Origin of the sequence: Halomonas sp. AOP7-B1-5 (assembly GCF_052353045.1) — a bacterium.
In the GTDB taxonomy this organism is placed as follows: Bacteria; Pseudomonadota; Gammaproteobacteria; order Pseudomonadales; family Halomonadaceae; genus Vreelandella; species Vreelandella colorata.
Map to the genome: position 1 here is coordinate 161,221 of NZ_JBQTDC010000002.1, position 15,019 is coordinate 176,239.

General features: G+C 51.3%; 14 protein-coding genes. 8 read left to right on the top strand and 6 right to left on the bottom strand.

All coding sequences use genetic code 11. The features are described from left to right. Positions 1-72: 72 nt before the first annotated feature. From ACT3XD_RS01985 to mtgA, 3 genes are all read left to right on the top strand, one after another. Positions 73-1,182, top strand: coding sequence for an S-(hydroxymethyl)glutathione dehydrogenase/class III alcohol dehydrogenase (locus ACT3XD_RS01985; RefSeq protein ID WP_192536991.1), 1,110 nt, complete (start codon positions 73-75; stop codon positions 1,180-1,182). 180 nt (positions 1,183-1,362) lie between these two features. Further along, on the top strand, positions 1,363-2,217 hold the full coding sequence (gene fghA, locus ACT3XD_RS01990) for an S-formylglutathione hydrolase (RefSeq protein ID WP_192536992.1): 855 nt from the start codon (positions 1,363-1,365) through the stop codon (positions 2,215-2,217). 10 nt (positions 2,218-2,227) lie between these two features. Next, the gene (gene mtgA / locus ACT3XD_RS01995) at positions 2,228-2,944 is read left to right on the top strand and encodes a monofunctional biosynthetic peptidoglycan transglycosylase (RefSeq protein WP_192536993.1); all 717 of its coding nucleotides are present in this window, start codon (positions 2,228-2,230) and stop codon (positions 2,942-2,944) included. 1 nt (position 2,945) lies between these two features. On the opposite strand, the gene ACT3XD_RS02000 is transcribed toward mtgA, so the two are convergent. Further along, a complete protein-coding gene (locus ACT3XD_RS02000) occupies positions 2,946-3,854 on the bottom strand; it encodes a DMT family transporter (protein ID WP_192536994.1) in 909 nt (302 codons plus the stop codon). A gap of 173 nt (positions 3,855-4,027) precedes the next feature. Here ACT3XD_RS02000 and ACT3XD_RS02005 point away from each other — a divergent pair, with 173 nt between their 5' ends. The 3 genes from ACT3XD_RS02005 (at position 4,028) to ACT3XD_RS02015 (ending at position 7,313) form a co-directional block, all read left to right on the top strand. Beyond that, positions 4,028-4,420, top strand: a complete 393-nt coding sequence (locus ACT3XD_RS02005; RefSeq protein ID WP_192536995.1) for a DUF4168 domain-containing protein — start codon at positions 4,028-4,030, stop codon at positions 4,418-4,420. A gap of 255 nt (positions 4,421-4,675) precedes the next feature. Next, a complete protein-coding gene (locus ACT3XD_RS02010; protein ID WP_192536996.1) occupies positions 4,676-6,586 on the top strand; it encodes a putative nucleotidyltransferase substrate binding domain-containing protein in 1,911 nt (636 codons plus the stop codon). 1 nt (position 6,587) lies between these two features. After that, positions 6,588-7,313 (top strand): 3'-5' exonuclease, encoded by a 726-nt coding sequence (locus ACT3XD_RS02015; protein ID WP_192536997.1) that lies wholly within the window; start codon positions 6,588-6,590, stop codon positions 7,311-7,313. A 67-nt stretch (positions 7,314-7,380) separates the two neighbouring features. Here ACT3XD_RS02015 and ACT3XD_RS02020 read toward each other — a convergent pair whose 3' ends face one another. The 4 genes from ACT3XD_RS02020 to ACT3XD_RS02035 all read right to left on the bottom strand — a co-directional run bounded on the left by ACT3XD_RS02020 (position 7,381) and on the right by ACT3XD_RS02035 (position 12,241). Next, on the bottom strand, positions 7,381-9,024 hold the full coding sequence (locus ACT3XD_RS02020; RefSeq protein ID WP_192536998.1) for a BCCT family transporter: 1,644 nt from the start codon (positions 9,022-9,024) through the stop codon (positions 7,381-7,383). A 177-nt stretch (positions 9,025-9,201) separates the two neighbouring features. After that, positions 9,202-10,074 carry a glycine betaine ABC transporter substrate-binding protein gene (locus ACT3XD_RS02025; RefSeq protein WP_192536999.1) on the bottom strand — a complete coding sequence of 291 codons (873 nt, stop codon included), beginning with the start codon at positions 10,072-10,074 and terminating at the stop codon, positions 9,202-9,204. 134 nt (positions 10,075-10,208) lie between these two features. Further along, a complete protein-coding gene (locus tag ACT3XD_RS02030; protein ID WP_192537000.1) occupies positions 10,209-11,039 on the bottom strand; it encodes an ABC transporter permease in 831 nt (276 codons plus the stop codon). Next, on the bottom strand, positions 11,039-12,241 hold the full coding sequence (locus tag ACT3XD_RS02035) for a quaternary amine ABC transporter ATP-binding protein (protein WP_192537001.1): 1,203 nt from the start codon (positions 12,239-12,241) through the stop codon (positions 11,039-11,041). Before ACT3XD_RS02035 ends, ACT3XD_RS02030 begins: the two co-directional genes overlap by 1 nt. 381 nt (positions 12,242-12,622) lie before the next feature. On the opposite strand from ACT3XD_RS02035, the gene ACT3XD_RS02040 reads away from it, so the two are divergent. Together ACT3XD_RS02040 and ACT3XD_RS02045 are read left to right on the top strand one after the other, a co-directional pair. Next, positions 12,623-13,057, top strand: a complete 435-nt coding sequence (locus ACT3XD_RS02040) for a hypothetical protein (protein ID WP_192537002.1) — start codon at positions 12,623-12,625, stop codon at positions 13,055-13,057. A 266-nt stretch (positions 13,058-13,323) separates the two neighbouring features. Continuing rightward, entirely contained in the window at positions 13,324-13,539 is a 216-nt protein-coding gene (locus tag ACT3XD_RS02045) for a hypothetical protein (protein WP_192537003.1), read from the top strand. 73 nt (positions 13,540-13,612) lie between these two features. Here ACT3XD_RS02045 and ACT3XD_RS02050 read toward each other — a convergent pair whose 3' ends face one another. Next, the gene (locus tag ACT3XD_RS02050; protein WP_192537004.1) at positions 13,613-15,013 is read right to left on the bottom strand and encodes a sigma-54-dependent transcriptional regulator; all 1,401 of its coding nucleotides are present in this window, start codon (positions 15,011-15,013) and stop codon (positions 13,613-13,615) included. Positions 15,014-15,019 lie beyond the last annotated feature (6 nt).

Below are 15,019 nucleotides of genomic sequence, written 5' to 3' on the forward strand. Positions count from 1 at the left end.
CTGGCAGTACCACGGCTATTTAGCTATTCGTTTAGGCGGCTTGACGCCGTTGCTGTATTGAGGAGTCAACTGATGAAATCACGTGCTGCCGTTGCATTAGAAGCGGGTAAACCTCTAGAGCTGGTTGAAATTGATGTAGAGGGTCCGAAAGCGGGTGAAGTGCTGGTTAAAATGGCGGCTACCAGCGTTTGTCACACCGATGCGTACACGCTTTCAGGCGCTGACCCCGAAGGGCTCTTCCCCTCGGTGCTGGGTCACGAAGGCGCCGGTGTGGTTCAAGAAGTTGGCGAAGGAGTGACCAGTCTTAAGCCCGGTGACCACGTTATTCCGCTGTATACCGCTGAGTGTGGCAAATGTAAGTTCTGTCTTTCCGGCAAAACCAACTTGTGTGGCAGCGTACGCGCGACCCAGGGGAAAGGCGTCATGCCTGACGGCACCTCGCGCTTCTCGCTCGACGGAAAAATGCTCCATCATTATATGGGCACGTCGACATTCAGCGAATACACCGTTCTGCCGGAAGTCTCCCTGGCCGTGGTTTCCAAAGAAGCTCCGATGGATAAAATCTGCCTACTGGGTTGCGGCGTCACCACCGGTATCGGTGCGGTACTCAACACAGCGAAAGTAGAGCCAGGCGCCACCGTCGCTGTATTCGGTTTAGGTGCGATTGGTTTGGCGGTTATCCAGGGCGCAGTGATGGCTAAAGCTGGCCGTATTATTGCGATTGATGTCAACGCGGATAAATTTGAGTTGGCCAAGCAGTTTGGCGCGACCGACTTTGTAAACCCCAAGGATTACAGCGACTCAATTCAGCAAGTCATTGTCGATTTGACCGACGGCGGCGTGGATTACTCGTTTGAATGTATCGGTAACGTTAATGTCATGCGCTCAGCGCTCGAGTGCTGTCATAAAGGCTGGGGCGAATCGATCGTTATCGGCGTTGCCGGTGCGGGCGAAGAAATTTCCACACGTCCCTTCCAGTTAGTGACCGGACGCGTCTGGAAAGGCTCTGCATTTGGCGGCGTTAAGGGACGTAGCGAGCTCCCAGGTTATGTTGAACGTTATATGAACGGTGAAATCAATATTGATGATTTTATTACTCACGATATGCCGTTTGAGAAAATCAACGAAGCGTTTGAGCTGCTGCATGCCGGTAAGAGTATTCGTACCGTCCTGCATTTCTGAGTACTATCTTTTTATAGATCAGCGTTTATAGATTTGCGTTTATAAATTAGTACTTACAGATCAGCGCTGATTGAACATCGCGAATAGTACGTTATTGCTAATCGTATGTTTGTGCTAATCGTATGTTAAAGCGCGGCAGGCAGCTCTGCCGCGCTTCTCTTTTCGCAAGGAGCCTGCCCCATGAGCATGAGTGAAACCTTAGAACTGGTGTCTGCCAACCGTAGTTTTGGTGGCTGGCACAAGCGCTACCGCCACTACTCCCGGGCGCTGGATTGCGATATGGAGTTTGCGGTTTATCTACCGCCTCAAGCCGAGAGCGAACGGGTACCGCTTTTATGGTGGCTGTCCGGGCTTACCTGTAACGACGAAAACTTTATGCAGAAAGCCGGCGCGCAGCGGGTAGCCGCAGAGCTGGGTATTGCCATTGTTTGCCCTGATACCAGCCCGCGTGGCACGGATTTACCGGGTGAACACGATAGCTACGACTTGGGATCGGGGGCAGGGTTTTACGTTAATGCGACCCAGGCTCCCTGGAAGTCGAACTACCGGATGTACGATTATATTATCGAAGAGCTGCCGTCGGTGGTGCGCCAGCATTTTCCGGTTAACGGCCGCGAGTCGATTAGCGGCCATTCGATGGGCGGCCATGGCGCATTGATTCTTGCCTTGCGCCATCCGGGGCGTTTTAGCTCGGTCTCGGCTTTTTCACCGATCGTGAATCCGATGAACTGCCCCTGGGGGCAGAAAGCCTTTACCAGCTATCTGGGGGATGACCCGTCAAGCTGGCGCCAGTATGACGCCTGCGAACTGGTCGCCAACGGCGCATCGCGTCAGCGGCTATTTATCGACCAGGGCGAAGCGGATCAGTTTTTGGAAGAGCAGCTCAAGCCCGAGCGGTTAGAGGCGGTATGTGAAGAACATGATCATCCGCTAACGCTGCGCCGTCAGCCGGGTTACGACCATAGTTACTTCTTTATTGCCTCGTTCATTGAGGACCATCTGCGTTATCATGCGGAACATCTCATGAAGCGTTAAGGATACCGAAATGCTCAATCGCGCGCTGCGCCGCTTTCTTCGTCAGGTATGGCGTCTTGTGTGGCGCGGCGCGCTATTGTTTGCGCTTCTTTCTGTAGCGCTGGTTTTGCTATTTCGTGTTGTTCCACCGCCCGGGTCAATGGTAATGGTGGAGCGCAAAATACAAAGCTGGATCACTAGCGAACCGATTACGATACAACGCCAATGGCGTAGCTGGGACAACCTCTCCAGCAGTGCCAAACTTGCCGTTATTGCTGCGGAAGATCAGCGTTTTCCAGTACACCGTGGCTTTGATCTTGTTGAGCTGCGGCGTGCCTGGCAGGCAAGCCAAGACGGCGGTCGCCTACGTGGGGCGAGTACGCTGAGTCAGCAAACCGCCAAAAACGTTTTCCTATGGAGTGGGCGCAGTTGGACACGAAAAGGCCTAGAGGCCTGGTTTACCCTGCTGGTTGAAACGCTCTGGAGCAAGCAGCGCATTCTTGAGGTCTACCTTAACGTGGCTGAGTGGGATCGCGGGGTGTTTGGCTTGGAAGCCGCCTCACAACACTACTTCGGAGTGTCGGCAAGTGCGCTGTCTGAGCGTCAGGCCAGCCTTTTAGCCGCTATTTTGCCCAGTCCGCGAACCCGTAGCGCCTCGCGTCCAGATGCCCAGGTAGAGCGGCGCAGCCAGTGGATTCGTCAGCAAATGCGTAACCTGGGCGGCGTCGACTATTTAGAACGGATTTAGGTTAATCTGCCGGGGCGGTTTTTTTGGTGCTGCGCACCACTATCAACACGCCCGCCAGTGCAATCACCATACCCGCTATGCCTATCAGAGGAAGTCGCTCATCAAACAGCCACCAGGCTTGAAGAGCGGTAACTGGAGGCACTAGGTAGAAAAGACTGGCGACGCGCGATGCTTCGCCTTTTTTGATTAATGCCATGAGCAGTAAAATGGCCGCAATTGATAACACCAGCACCAGCCAGCCCAGGGTAATAATAAACGTGCTGCTCCACTCAATCTGGCGCGTTTCAAATAACATTGCGCCTCCGCCCAGCAGCACGCTTGCTCCAATATATTGAATAATTGTCCCTGAAAGTAACGGCATATGGGTGCAGTAACGCTTTTGATAAAGTGTTCCCAGCGAGATACCCAGTAGGGCCGCGAAGACACAAAGCAGCGCTTGACCGCCAAATCCCGCAAACAGGGCGTCGCCTATCTCAAGCTTGCTGCCCAGCACCAGGCAGATACCGACCAAGCCAAGCACTAAGCCAAGCCATTGGCGTTTGGATAAATGCTCGCCCAATAAGGGCCCCGCACAGGCTGCCGTTAATAGCGGTTGCAGGCCAACAAGCAACGCGGCGAGCCCTGCGGGCATGCCCAGGTAAATGCCGTAAAACACGCCGCCTAAATAGATCCCATGTACCAATATGCCTGAAAGCGCGATATGGCCCCATAACGCAAGCGGCGATGGCCACGGGATTCGCATAACAAGTACCAAGGGCACTAATAGCAATAGAGTGAGCGTAAAACGAATGGATAAAAAGCTAAAAGGTTCGGCGTAGGGTAGACCAAATTTTGCGCCGATAAACCCAGTACTCCATAAAAGTACAAAAATTCCTGGCATTGCTGCTCGGCCTGCCGAAAATCCATCCATTTTTTTATCTCACTGATATTTATTAATAATTATAGTTCTTAGACAGCTAGTGTAAGTCGTAAAAATTAGCGTTATTGAATTTTTTACATTCTTTTACTTAAAAAATTTGAACCTGTTTTGAATCATCGCGTCACACTTCACACATTCACAACGCGTCAATGAGGTTTCTTTATATGCAACGTTTAACTGCTTTGTTCTCAGCTGCCCTGCTCGCCACTGGTTTAATGGCAACTACTGCCAATGCCCAGCAAACGCAGGATCCGGCTCAAGATCCAATGGCCACCCAGCAAGCTGCACCGGCCCAGGATTTTTCTGACGAACAGCTGCAGCAGTTTGCCGATGCTTCCCAAGAAATCGCCGTGATCTCGCAAGAGTTCACACAGCGTCTGCAGGAAGCAGAAGATGAAGCTGCACAACAGGAAGTTCGTGAAGAGGCTAACGACCGCATGATTCAAGTGGTTGAAGACAGCGGCCTTGATGTCGATACCTTTAATGCTATCGGCCAGTCCATTCAGCAAGATCCGGAAATGATGCAACGTGTTCAAGAAATGGCAAGCGAGTCCTAATTTATTAGGTGCGCGGTTATCAAAACTTGGCTTATCAAGTCCAGGCTCATCAACAGGACTGCTAGACCCGCCTATCGATACTGTCAGTTATCTTAGACCTGCATAGTGGTTGAAAGATATCATGCAAATGGCGGATAACCGCTCGAAGCCCGGCACATTATGTGTCGGGCTTTTTATCGTCTGCAGGGTTTACGGTGGCAATGAACCCATCCAAACTCTACTAACTTGCTTACCGAGTTCATCTTAGGAGATCGCATGGACGTTGAGCTACTTGAAATACGCCAATTTATGGGCCAGTTTCCTCCCTTTGATGGGCTCTCTGACGAGCTGCTTGATGCTATTGCCGAGCGGGTAGAGGTCAGCTACTTTAAAACCGGCAGCTATATTCTGGTGGTCAACGATGCCATTAATGAATTGTGCTTTATAAGAAGCGGCGCCGTTGAAGTTTATCGTCGCAAGGGCGAGCTTTATAACCGGCTGGGGGAGGGCGATATTTTTGGTCACTTCAGCTTGCTGCGTAACCATAAAGTGCGCTTCCCGGCGCAGGCGATTGAAGACACGCTCATCTACTTTATTCCTAAGGATGTGTTTCAACGGCTATGCGAAGAGGACGATGACTTTGCGGATTTTGTAGAGTTAGAACGCCCACGTCTCGAAACGGCTGCCGAACAGCAAAAAAAATCCAATGACATGATGGTCACGCGAATTCGCAAGTTGGTGACCCGCTATCCGGTCATGGTCGAGGCGACCACCAGCCTTCAGCAGGCAGCCCAGCAGGTCAGCGACGCTCAGGCGTCAGCGGCGATTGTAATTAAGCAGTATGCCGGTAATCCACGTTACAGTTTTCAGGATAGCGAAGGCAAAACGTGGCATATGGTGGGGATTTTTACCGATAGCGACTTTAGAACGCGTGTCGTGGCGGAAGGGCTCTCTCCGCAAACGCCGATTGGCGATGTGGCTTCGCCACACCTGATTACTGTCCAGTCGGATGCCTCGGTATATGAGGCGATGCTCACCATGCTACGCAATAACGTGCACCATTTACCGGTGCTTTATCGCCAACGCCCTGTCGGGGTTGTGCACCTTTCCGATATTATCCGTTATGAAACGCATAGTGGACTTTACCTGGTCAGCAATATTTTTAACCAATCCAGCGTTCAAGGGCTCGCTCGCCTGGCACCAGACGTACGTGCGTCGTTTGTCAGGATGGTGCAGGAAGACGCTAATTCGCAAATGGTGGGTAGTGCGCTTTCAACCATAGGGCGCAGCTTTACCCGGCGCTTATTGGAACTTGCCGAGGCAGAGCTTGGCCCTCCGCCCGTGCCTTACAGCTTTATGGTCAATGGCTCCATGGCGCGCAATGAGCAGAGCATTGTAACTGACCAGGATAATGCGCTCATTTTATCGGATGACTTTGTACCCGAAGAGCATGACGCTTATTTTTATGCGCTCGCCAAGTTTGTCAGTGATGGGTTAAATGCCTGTGGCTATACCTACTGCAAGGGCGACATTATGGCTACCAATATACAGTGGCGTCAGCCGCTGAGCGTATGGAAAGACTATTTTGAAGACTGGATTTCCAATCCCACGCCTAAAAAGCTGCTGCAAAGTTCGATCTTTTTTGATTTAGACAGTACCTATGGAGAGGATCATTTTGTCGAAACCTTGCAGGATTTAATTGCGAGTCGCGCGGCAGAATCTCCGCTGTTTTTGGCGGCAATGGCGCGTAATGCGCTGGGCCGTACGCCACCGCTCGGGTTTTTTCGCACCTTTGTGATGGAAAAAGATGGCAAGCATAATAACTCGATTAACTTGAAGCGGCGGGGCACCGCGCCGATGGTGGACTTGGTTCGCATTCATGCCTTGGCCAGCGGTTCGAAAGCTCAAAATACGTTTCAGCGCTTAAATGACATCAATCATACGCAACTGTTGGCAACCGGGGTCAGCGATAAGTTGAGCTATGCGTTTGAATTTATGTGCATGTCACGTTTACGTCATCAAATGATTGATATTCAGGAAGATCGCACACCGGATAATAATATCGAGCCTGAAAACGTAGATGATAGCGAACGGCATACGCTAAAAGACGCTTTTCAGGTGCTAAGCAACGCTCAGAAGTTTTTGAAATTCCGCTATCCTATGCCTGCACAGCGGCAGAGGACGTAATATGCGAGGTATTCGTCCACGTCAAAAAGTGACCCAGGCCGACTGGACCGGTTATATGGCGCAGCGCGCGGGCAGTGCAAAAGACGCTGACATCAAGCGATTTTTCTCAACGCCTCTGCCTGAGCCCGATACGCCCATCGCCGACGTGCCCATGGTGGCGCTGGATGTAGAAACCACCGGTTTGGATGAGCGCCGCCATGCGATTGTAAGTATTGGAGTGGTGCCGTTTACGCTTAATCGTATAAAGCTTGCGGAGCGGCGTTACTGGGTGGTTAATCCATCTCGTCCGCTGGCAGAAACCTCCATTACCTTTCACCATATTACCCACTCTGAAGTCGCTGAAGCGCCCGACCTGGATGCCGTTCTCAATGAGTTACTGGAAATGCTGGCAGGCCATTTGGTCGTCGTCCACTTTCGCAATATCGAGCGACCTTTTCTAGACGCCGCTATAAAAGCTCGGCGTGGGGAGGGGGTGATGTTTCCGATGATTGATACGATGTCACTTGAAGCAAGAATGCATCGTCAAACACTATGGGCGCGATTTCGACGCTGGGTGGGGCGACCGCCTGTTTCAATACGCTTAAACGCGAGCCGTGAGCGCTATGGTTTACCCAGCTATCAGGGTCATCATGCCCTGACTGATGCGCTAGCGACGGCAGAGCTACTGCAGGCGCAGATTGCAACCCATTACCGGCCAGATACGCCCCTGAAGGATATATGGTGTTAATACCTCACTAGCCAACGCAAAACGGGCAGCCTAAAGGCTGCCCGTTTTAGTCGTACGCGTAGATATATCACACCGCTTTGGGTTCGCTCATCAACCCTTTGATGATCGCGTAGCACGCCACCAGCAAGATAATGGTGAACGGGAACCCGGTGGAAACCGCCATGGTTTGCAGGGCCGTGAGTCCGCCACCCAGCAGCAATGCAATGGCAATGGCGCCTTCGATAATTGCCCAGAACACGCGCTGTGGCGTTGGCGCATCCACTTTGCCGCCCGCCGTGATCGAGTCAATAACGAGAGAGCCTGAGTCGGATGAGGTCACAAAGAACACAATGACCAACAGGATTGCGATGAAGGAAGTGATTTGTGACAGCGGTAACTGCTCCAGCATGATAAACAGCTGAAGGTCAACGCCCGCGTCACGTACTGCGCTAATACCCTGGCTCACATATTGATCAATTGCCGTGCCGCCAAACGTGGTCATCCAAAGTACCGATACCACTGACGGTATGATAAGTACGGAAATCAAAAACTCTCGAACCGTGCGACCACGTGATACGCGAGCGATAAACATACCAACGTACGGTGACCAGGAAATCCACCAGGCCCAGTAGAAGGCTGTCCAACCTTGGCTAAAGTTAGCATCTTCACGGCCAAAAGGATTTGAGAGCGCAGTGAAATTAGCCGCATAGCTCCATAGATTTTCAAAGAAGCCCGTTGCAATGAACAGGGTCGGGCCTACAGCAATCACAAAGAACAGCAGCAGCGCCGCCATGGCGATGTTGATTTTGGAGAGCAGCTGCACGCCCTTATCGACGCCGGCCACGATGGAGGCGATAGCCACTAACGTAATACCGACAATCAACAGGATCATTGTGATGTCGCCTTCCGGCGCACCAAACAGATAGGTTAGACCCGCGGCCGCTTGGCTAGCACCAAGACCCAAGGAGGTGGCCAAGCCAAAGAGTGAAGCAAATACCGCTAGAATATCAATTACGTGGCCTGGCCATCCCCAAACGCGCTCGCCCAAAATGGGGTAGAACACCGAGCGCATGGAAAGTGGCAAACCCTTATTAAACGAGAACAGAGCCAGCGAAAGCGCCACGATTGCGTAAATAGCCCAAGGATGAAGGCCCCAGTGGTAAATCGTTGCTGCCATGGCAAGCGACGTCGCAGCTGCAGCATCACCCTCAGCGCCTCCTAACGGTGCCCAGTTGCCACCGTCGAGCGAGGTCCCGAAGTGAGTTAGTGGCTCATTCACACCAAAGAACATCAAGCCAATGCCCATACCCGCAGCAAACAGCATTGAGAACCAACCCATATAGGTATAGTCGGGTTTTGCGTCGGCTCCCCCCAGACGTATTTTACCCAATGGGGAGAAAATCAAACCAATACATAGAATAACGAATATGTTAGCCGCCGCGATAAAGAACCACGATAGGTTGCCGGTCAAGAAGCTGAAAATGGCATCATATATCGGCGAGATAGTGTCTTGCAGCGCCAGAGTTAACACCACGAAGAGCAGCACTATCGCCGCTGAGATACTGAACACCTTGCCATGTAGGTCAAGGTCAAAGCCCATTTTATTGGTCGTGATATTATCCTGACCAATCACGTAATCGGTATCGATCAGGTTTGCCGCCCCTTCGGGGGCAGGTATGCCCTCTGAGACTTGTGGCTCCTCTGGGGAGCGATTGGGCTCTTTTTTATCCACGAGTGCCTCTCCGTTTTGATTAGAAAACACGCGCGTATGCGTCGTGTAGCTTTGCTTAACTATATATTAACAAACGTTGTATTGCTGTTTTACTGGGCTTGTTTTTCGTAGCACTTTTCCTAGAACAAGCGTGCCGGTCACAGCACCTGCTGGGACCGGCACACGCTAGAGGAGCGGTTAGCTATCTAGCCATTGCTCCACGACATTCTGATTATCTTCAACCCATTGCTTGGCATTTTCGTATGGGTCGCTGCCATCTTCCTGATTCATAAGCATGACTTCGCCCATTTGTTCCGGGGTCCATTCAAAGGCATCAAGAATTGCGTAAGCTTCCGGCATATCCTCTGCTAGGCCATTGCGCACAATAGTGTGGATCTGTTCCGCACCGCCAAACACGTTTTCAGGATCTTCAAGGTACTTAAGATCCCAACGCGCGAACATCCAGTGCGGTGTCCAACTGGTGATTACAATGTCTTCTTCGTTATTAATGGCATTGCTAAGTGCGGCCACCATGGTGGCGTCACTGCCGCTACGTAAACGAAGATCAAGATCATAGGTATTTACGACTTCTTCAGTCAGCCCCATCAAGCCTGCACCGGGATCGATACCGATAATCTCGCTGTTAAATATATCTGCATTGTCATTTAGCTCAGCGATCGAATCGACCTCTGTATAGGAGGGGACGACAAGGCCAAGCTTTGTGCCGTCAAGGTTGGCGCCTAAATCCTCAACCTTATCGCCAATACGCTCCATGTATTCAGCATGGGTCGTGGGCAGCCAAGCCGCCACAATGGCATCGGCATCGCTGGTGGAAAGTGCTTGGAACATGGCTGCCGCTGAGAGCGAGGTTAGCTCCACGTTATAGCCTGCCTGTTCAAGCACGGCGGCTATTACGTTAGTGGAGGCTACTTCTGACGACCACTCTACATAGGCAAGATTAATCGTTTCCTGATCTTGCGCCTGGGCAACGCCACCGATGGTCAGTCCAGTACCGGCAATCAGCATTGCCGAGGCTAGGCGGATACGACGATTCAACATTTGGGTTTTCATTCACTTGCTCCCTTTTATAGTAAGTGCCTTTGCAAAAGGCGGTTTCAGCATGGTCGTGAAAATCTAGCTAATCAAGTTATCTGTGTTAACGCATCCTTCAGCCAATCTGCATCGCGGACTATGGGTTGTCTAGATTACTTAGACGATCTGCGTAGTGACTGAGTTAAACGATCCAACAGCATGGCCAGAATAACGACGGCAATACCTGCTTCAAAACCATCGCCTGGGCGCAGTCGCTGAATGGCGCGCCATACTTCGCTACCCAAGCCGTCCGCCCCGATCATCGCTGCAATAACCACCATGGAAAGCGCCAGCATAATCGTCTGGTTGATGCCTGCCATCACGGTGGGTAGCGAGAGCGGCAGCTGCACTTTAAAGAGCTTTTGGCTGCGGGTGGCGCCATACGCATCGGCGGCTTCAATAAGCTCGACAGGCACCTGGCGGATCCCGAGAGTTGTAAAGCGGATGGCCGGCGGCATGGAAAATATGACCGTGGCAAAAATCGCCGAGACAGAACCGATTCCGAAAAAGGGAATCGCCGGGATCAGGTAAACAAACGCAGGCATTGTCTGCATAAAATCAAGCAGCGGCATGATCACCCGATAAAGCCGCTCTGACAAGGCCGCCGCAATACCGACCGGCATCGCAATGACGACGGCAACGAGGGTTGCGATCACCACCAGCGTCAGGGTTTCGATCATGGGGTTCCAGAGGCCCAGGTTCCAGATCAGCGCGAGACCTGCGGCGGCACCAATAGCTAAACGAGGGCCGGCGAGCTTCCAGCAAATCAGGGCGATAATCGCCAGTAACGCCCACTCGGGCAGCCACATTAAACCGTCGTTAAGACTGTTGATGCCGGTTTGTGTAAAGCGTGAAATACCGCGGGTAACCACGGAGTATTCGCTTGTCAGCCAGGTCAGGCCGCCTTCAATCCAACTGCCCAGCGGGATACGAGGAATGTCCATTACTGCTCTCCTGCTCGTGCCAATTCATCCAATACCGCACCTTTCACCACAACGCCTAGCAAGCGTTGTTCTTCATCTACCACGGCGATCGGGAAGCTTTTTTCACTAAACATGGCAAACAGATTCTGCAGCGGCTCCTCGGGGGAGACTTTGCGGAAGTCTTGAGTCAGGTGGCCGGTGATTTTCTCAGCCCCTTCTTTAATCGCGACATTGGCGGCGTCGGCTTCAAGCAAGCCAAGCAAACGACGGTCTCGATCAGCGACATAGATAGAGTCGATGGCGTGTTCGCGCATGCGGTGTAGCGCTGTGCGTGGGCCGTCGCTCTCGCGGGCAGTGGTGCGCAGTGGGCGCATGGCACTTGCAGCGGTTAAAATCCGTGCGCGGTCGACTCCTTCAATAAAGCGGCGCACATAGTCGTTGGCAGGTTGTGTCAGGATTTCTTCAGGGGTTCCTATTTGAACCACTTCACCGTCTTTAAGCAGTACGATCCGGTCGCCAATATTGAGCGCTTCATCTAAATCATGGGTGATAAAGACCGTCGTTTTCTGCATTTTGGTTTGGAGCTGCAAAAGCTCTTGCTGCATATCTTTGCGGATCAATGGGTCAAGGGCTGAAAACGCCTCATCCATCAACAGCACGCTGGCATCATTCGCTAGTGCACGTGCCAGGCCGACACGCTGCTGCATACCGCCCGATAATTGGTTGGGGTAGGCATTTTTCCAGCCTTCCAGGCCCACTTGTTTAAGCGCACTATGGGCGATTTTTTGGCGTTCAGTCTTATCAATACCGCGGATTTCCAGTCCAAACTCCGCATTCTGGCGAACGGTCCGGTGAGGAAAAAGCGCAAAATTCTGAAAGACCATGGAAAAATGACGACGACGGCACTCTAGTAAGGCCTTTTCTCCCAATGTTGGGATGTTTTCGCCATCAATAACTATTTCACCTTCCGTCGTATCAATCAGGCGGTTAAGGCAGCGAATCAAGGTCGATTTTCCAGACCCTGACAGGCCCATGATGACGAGTAGCTCGCCCTCATAAACATCAAAAGATATGTTGGAAAGGCCTAATGTCTGGCCGGTTTTTTCCAAAATGTCAGAGCGTTTAAGGCCTTGATCGCGTAGCTCTAAGGCTTTATTAGGTTGTTTACCAAATACCTTGCTTAGACCGCGTACTTTAATTTTGACAGGACGTTGTTCATCCATCGTGATCCCTTTTATTGGTATGAGGCGCTTTGTCTTGGTGCTCTCGTTCAAGGCAGCTTGTTCCTCAGATAAAGCAGCTACACAAAGCAGTTATAAGAAAAAAAGAGAATATATTTAGTTATTTATTAAAAATTATTATACATAAATGGGGTGATTGTGTCACAACGCCCCTTTCAACGCGGCTATAAATTGCCACATGTGCCATTTTGTACCCAGTCACACTCTTGCTTCAAGAGGCGAATTTTTTTATAAGTTACTGATATTTTGTGTTTTTTTTATTTAATTATATAGTTGGCCTGCTAGATGCAATACTTAGGTAGAAGCAAAGCAGAGCAAAATAGAAGGCGATGTTTTGCACAAGTATTAATGGAGGCAGATTCTATGGATAGCCCAGTCAAAGTAAAAATGAAACGTCCGCACATTATGACATTGTGCATGGCAGCCACGGCGGCAAGTGTTCTACTCCTGGCTGGTTGTGGTGACAATGAAGAAGAGATGCCTCCGGCTCAGCAGCCTGAATCTATGGAGCAAGGCGCTCTTGCCCCTGAGCAGGATGCAGCCGTTACTCAAGAGCCTACCGAGTCTTCTCCTATTGAGCAGTCATCAGACGAGGCAAGTTCAGATTCAGCAATGTCTGGCACAGCTACATCAGGTTCGGCAATGGATGAGGAGCCGGTTGTGCCTCAGGAATCCATGCAACCAGAAGATGAAGCGCGTACACAAGACATGCAAGAGGATCCTGGTTTTGGTGAAGGTACTGACCCCATGCCCGGTGCTAATGAAGAAAACGACGATGAGTTAACCAATAGTCAGTAAGTAGTAAGTGTAATGAGTTAGTAAGTAGTTACCGTTCCCTACGATGATAAGCCGCTTCAGCTGTTCGTTCCCTGCGGCTGCTCCACACGGTTTATCATCCTTCCCCCCGCGCCCGCGGGGGTTTTTTTATCTTTGATTTAATGCTCGTTTAATATCGTCGATAGGCTTGCATCGTCGATAGGCTTGGCTATGTTGATAGGGCGAGTATGGGTTTTGGTTTATATCCTCAGGACTTATATCCACTGTGATATGCAAAGGAGAGCGACATGGTGACAATGAATAAACGTAGTAGGGATAAACACCGCATAAAAGCGCTGCTATTAGCGGCTATTGTTGCGTTAAGCACGCTGGGATTGGCTGGTTGTGGCGCTGATGATCCCCCTAATGAAAATGCCCAGCCCGAGCCTGAAGAGCCGCTAAACCAGGGGCCAATGGCCAACGATGATGCAAACGGTTTACCACCTACTGAAGATGGCACCTGATCCATTAACCTGGTCCATTAAGATAAAGGCCAAATTAGCGGTAGCTAATTTGGCCTCCTAGATAAAAAAGTTCTTACTCTTCCGTATCTTCAAGACGGCGATACAGCGTTCGTCGCGCAATCCCCAGAAGCTCTGCTGTGCGGCGTTTATTGCCGCCAGTTGCTTCCAATACTTTGCGTATATAGCGCTTTTCTACTTCCTCAAGGCTTGGCCAGCGGGTAGGTGAGGGGGCCGGTAGTTGTGTGCCTGGGAGTATTTCACCGCTCAACGTAGGGGTGATTTCCACACTGGTTTCTTGGGATGCGTGTTCGCGCAGTCTTTCAGGTAGGTCTTGATGCTGCAGAATGCCGTCTTCGCTAAGTGTGACAGCGCGCATTACCGCGTTTTCCAACTCGCGCACGTTACCTGGGTAGGTGTAGTTCAGAAGGCTATTTAAAGCATCGGGTTCAATCTGTTCAATCTGCTTGTTCTGCGCTTCTGAATGCTTATCAATAAGCGCAAAAATCAGATGTTCAATATCGGTGCCCCGCTCACGCAGGGGCGGAATCCGCAGCGAAAAGGTTTCCAGTCGATAAAATAAATCGCTACGAAAGCTCTCCTGCTCGATTTCTTTATCCAGGTTACGGTGTGTGGCGGCAATGATGCGCACATCCACCGGCTCTTCGCGCTCGCCGCCCACCGGGCGTACGGTTTTTTCCTGAAGCGCACGGAGCAGTTTAGCCTGTAGGTTAATCGGCATTTCACCGATCTCATCCAAAAACAAGCTGCCGCCCTGAGCGGTATGAAACAGTCCTTTCCGTGCTTCATTGGCACCGGTGAAGGCACCTTTTACATGACCAAAAAACTCGCTTTCCATTAGATCAGCAGGAATGCTGGCACAGTTGACGGCTATAAAGGGGGCATCATGGCGTGGACTTTCTTGATGGATCGCACGCGCCAGCAGCTCCTTGCCGGTGCCGCTTTCGCCCAGAATCAGAATAGGGGCATTGCTTTTAGCCAAGCGTGAGGCGTCATGGAAAAGCGACTGCATCACATGGCTTTTACCCACAATGCCATGAAAATGGCTGAGCTCCGTATCATGGGAGAGCGACAGGCGCTGACGCTCCAGCACCCGAAAGACGGCTTCACGAATAGCGTCCAGATCAAGCGGCTTGGTTAAAAAATCATCCGCTCCCAGCTTGAGTGCTTCTACCGCCTGGTCAATCGTGCCAAAGGCGGTAATCACAATAATCCCCAGCTCACTGCCACTTTGGCGAAGCTGCTGAAGAAGCTGAATGCCGGTCATTCCGGGCAGACGTACATCGGTAATCATCATGGCCACTGGCGTATGGCTTAATAGGGCGATTGCCTCTTCAGCGCTAGGCACGCCAAGCGTCTGATAGCCCGCATCGTTCAACTCTTCCTCTAACAGCTCTCGTATCGCGGGGTCATCTTCCACTACCAACAACGGTAAAGGGTGTTCCTGATGGGTCACAAATGT

Coding starts and splice junctions, on each gene's coding strand:
- ACT3XD_RS01985 (WP_192536991.1), top strand. CDS start 73: ATGAAATCACGTGCTGCCGTTGCATTAGAAGCGGGTAAACCTCTAGAG.
- fghA (WP_192536992.1), top strand. CDS start 1,363: ATGAGCATGAGTGAAACCTTAGAACTGGTGTCTGCCAACCGTAGTTTT.
- mtgA (WP_192536993.1), top strand. CDS start 2,228: ATGCTCAATCGCGCGCTGCGCCGCTTTCTTCGTCAGGTATGGCGTCTT.
- ACT3XD_RS02000 (WP_192536994.1), bottom strand. CDS start 3,854: ATGGATGGATTTTCGGCAGGCCGAGCAGCAATGCCAGGAATTTTTGTA.
- ACT3XD_RS02005 (WP_192536995.1), top strand. CDS start 4,028: ATGCAACGTTTAACTGCTTTGTTCTCAGCTGCCCTGCTCGCCACTGGT.
- ACT3XD_RS02010 (WP_192536996.1), top strand. CDS start 4,676: ATGGACGTTGAGCTACTTGAAATACGCCAATTTATGGGCCAGTTTCCT.
- ACT3XD_RS02015 (WP_192536997.1), top strand. CDS start 6,588: ATGCGAGGTATTCGTCCACGTCAAAAAGTGACCCAGGCCGACTGGACC.
- ACT3XD_RS02025 (WP_192536999.1), bottom strand. CDS start 10,074: ATGAAAACCCAAATGTTGAATCGTCGTATCCGCCTAGCCTCGGCAATG.
- ACT3XD_RS02030 (WP_192537000.1), bottom strand. CDS start 11,039: ATGGACATTCCTCGTATCCCGCTGGGCAGTTGGATTGAAGGCGGCCTG.
- ACT3XD_RS02035 (WP_192537001.1), bottom strand. CDS start 12,241: ATGGATGAACAACGTCCTGTCAAAATTAAAGTACGCGGTCTAAGCAAG.
- ACT3XD_RS02040 (WP_192537002.1), top strand. CDS start 12,623: ATGGATAGCCCAGTCAAAGTAAAAATGAAACGTCCGCACATTATGACA.
- ACT3XD_RS02045 (WP_192537003.1), top strand. CDS start 13,324: ATGGTGACAATGAATAAACGTAGTAGGGATAAACACCGCATAAAAGCG.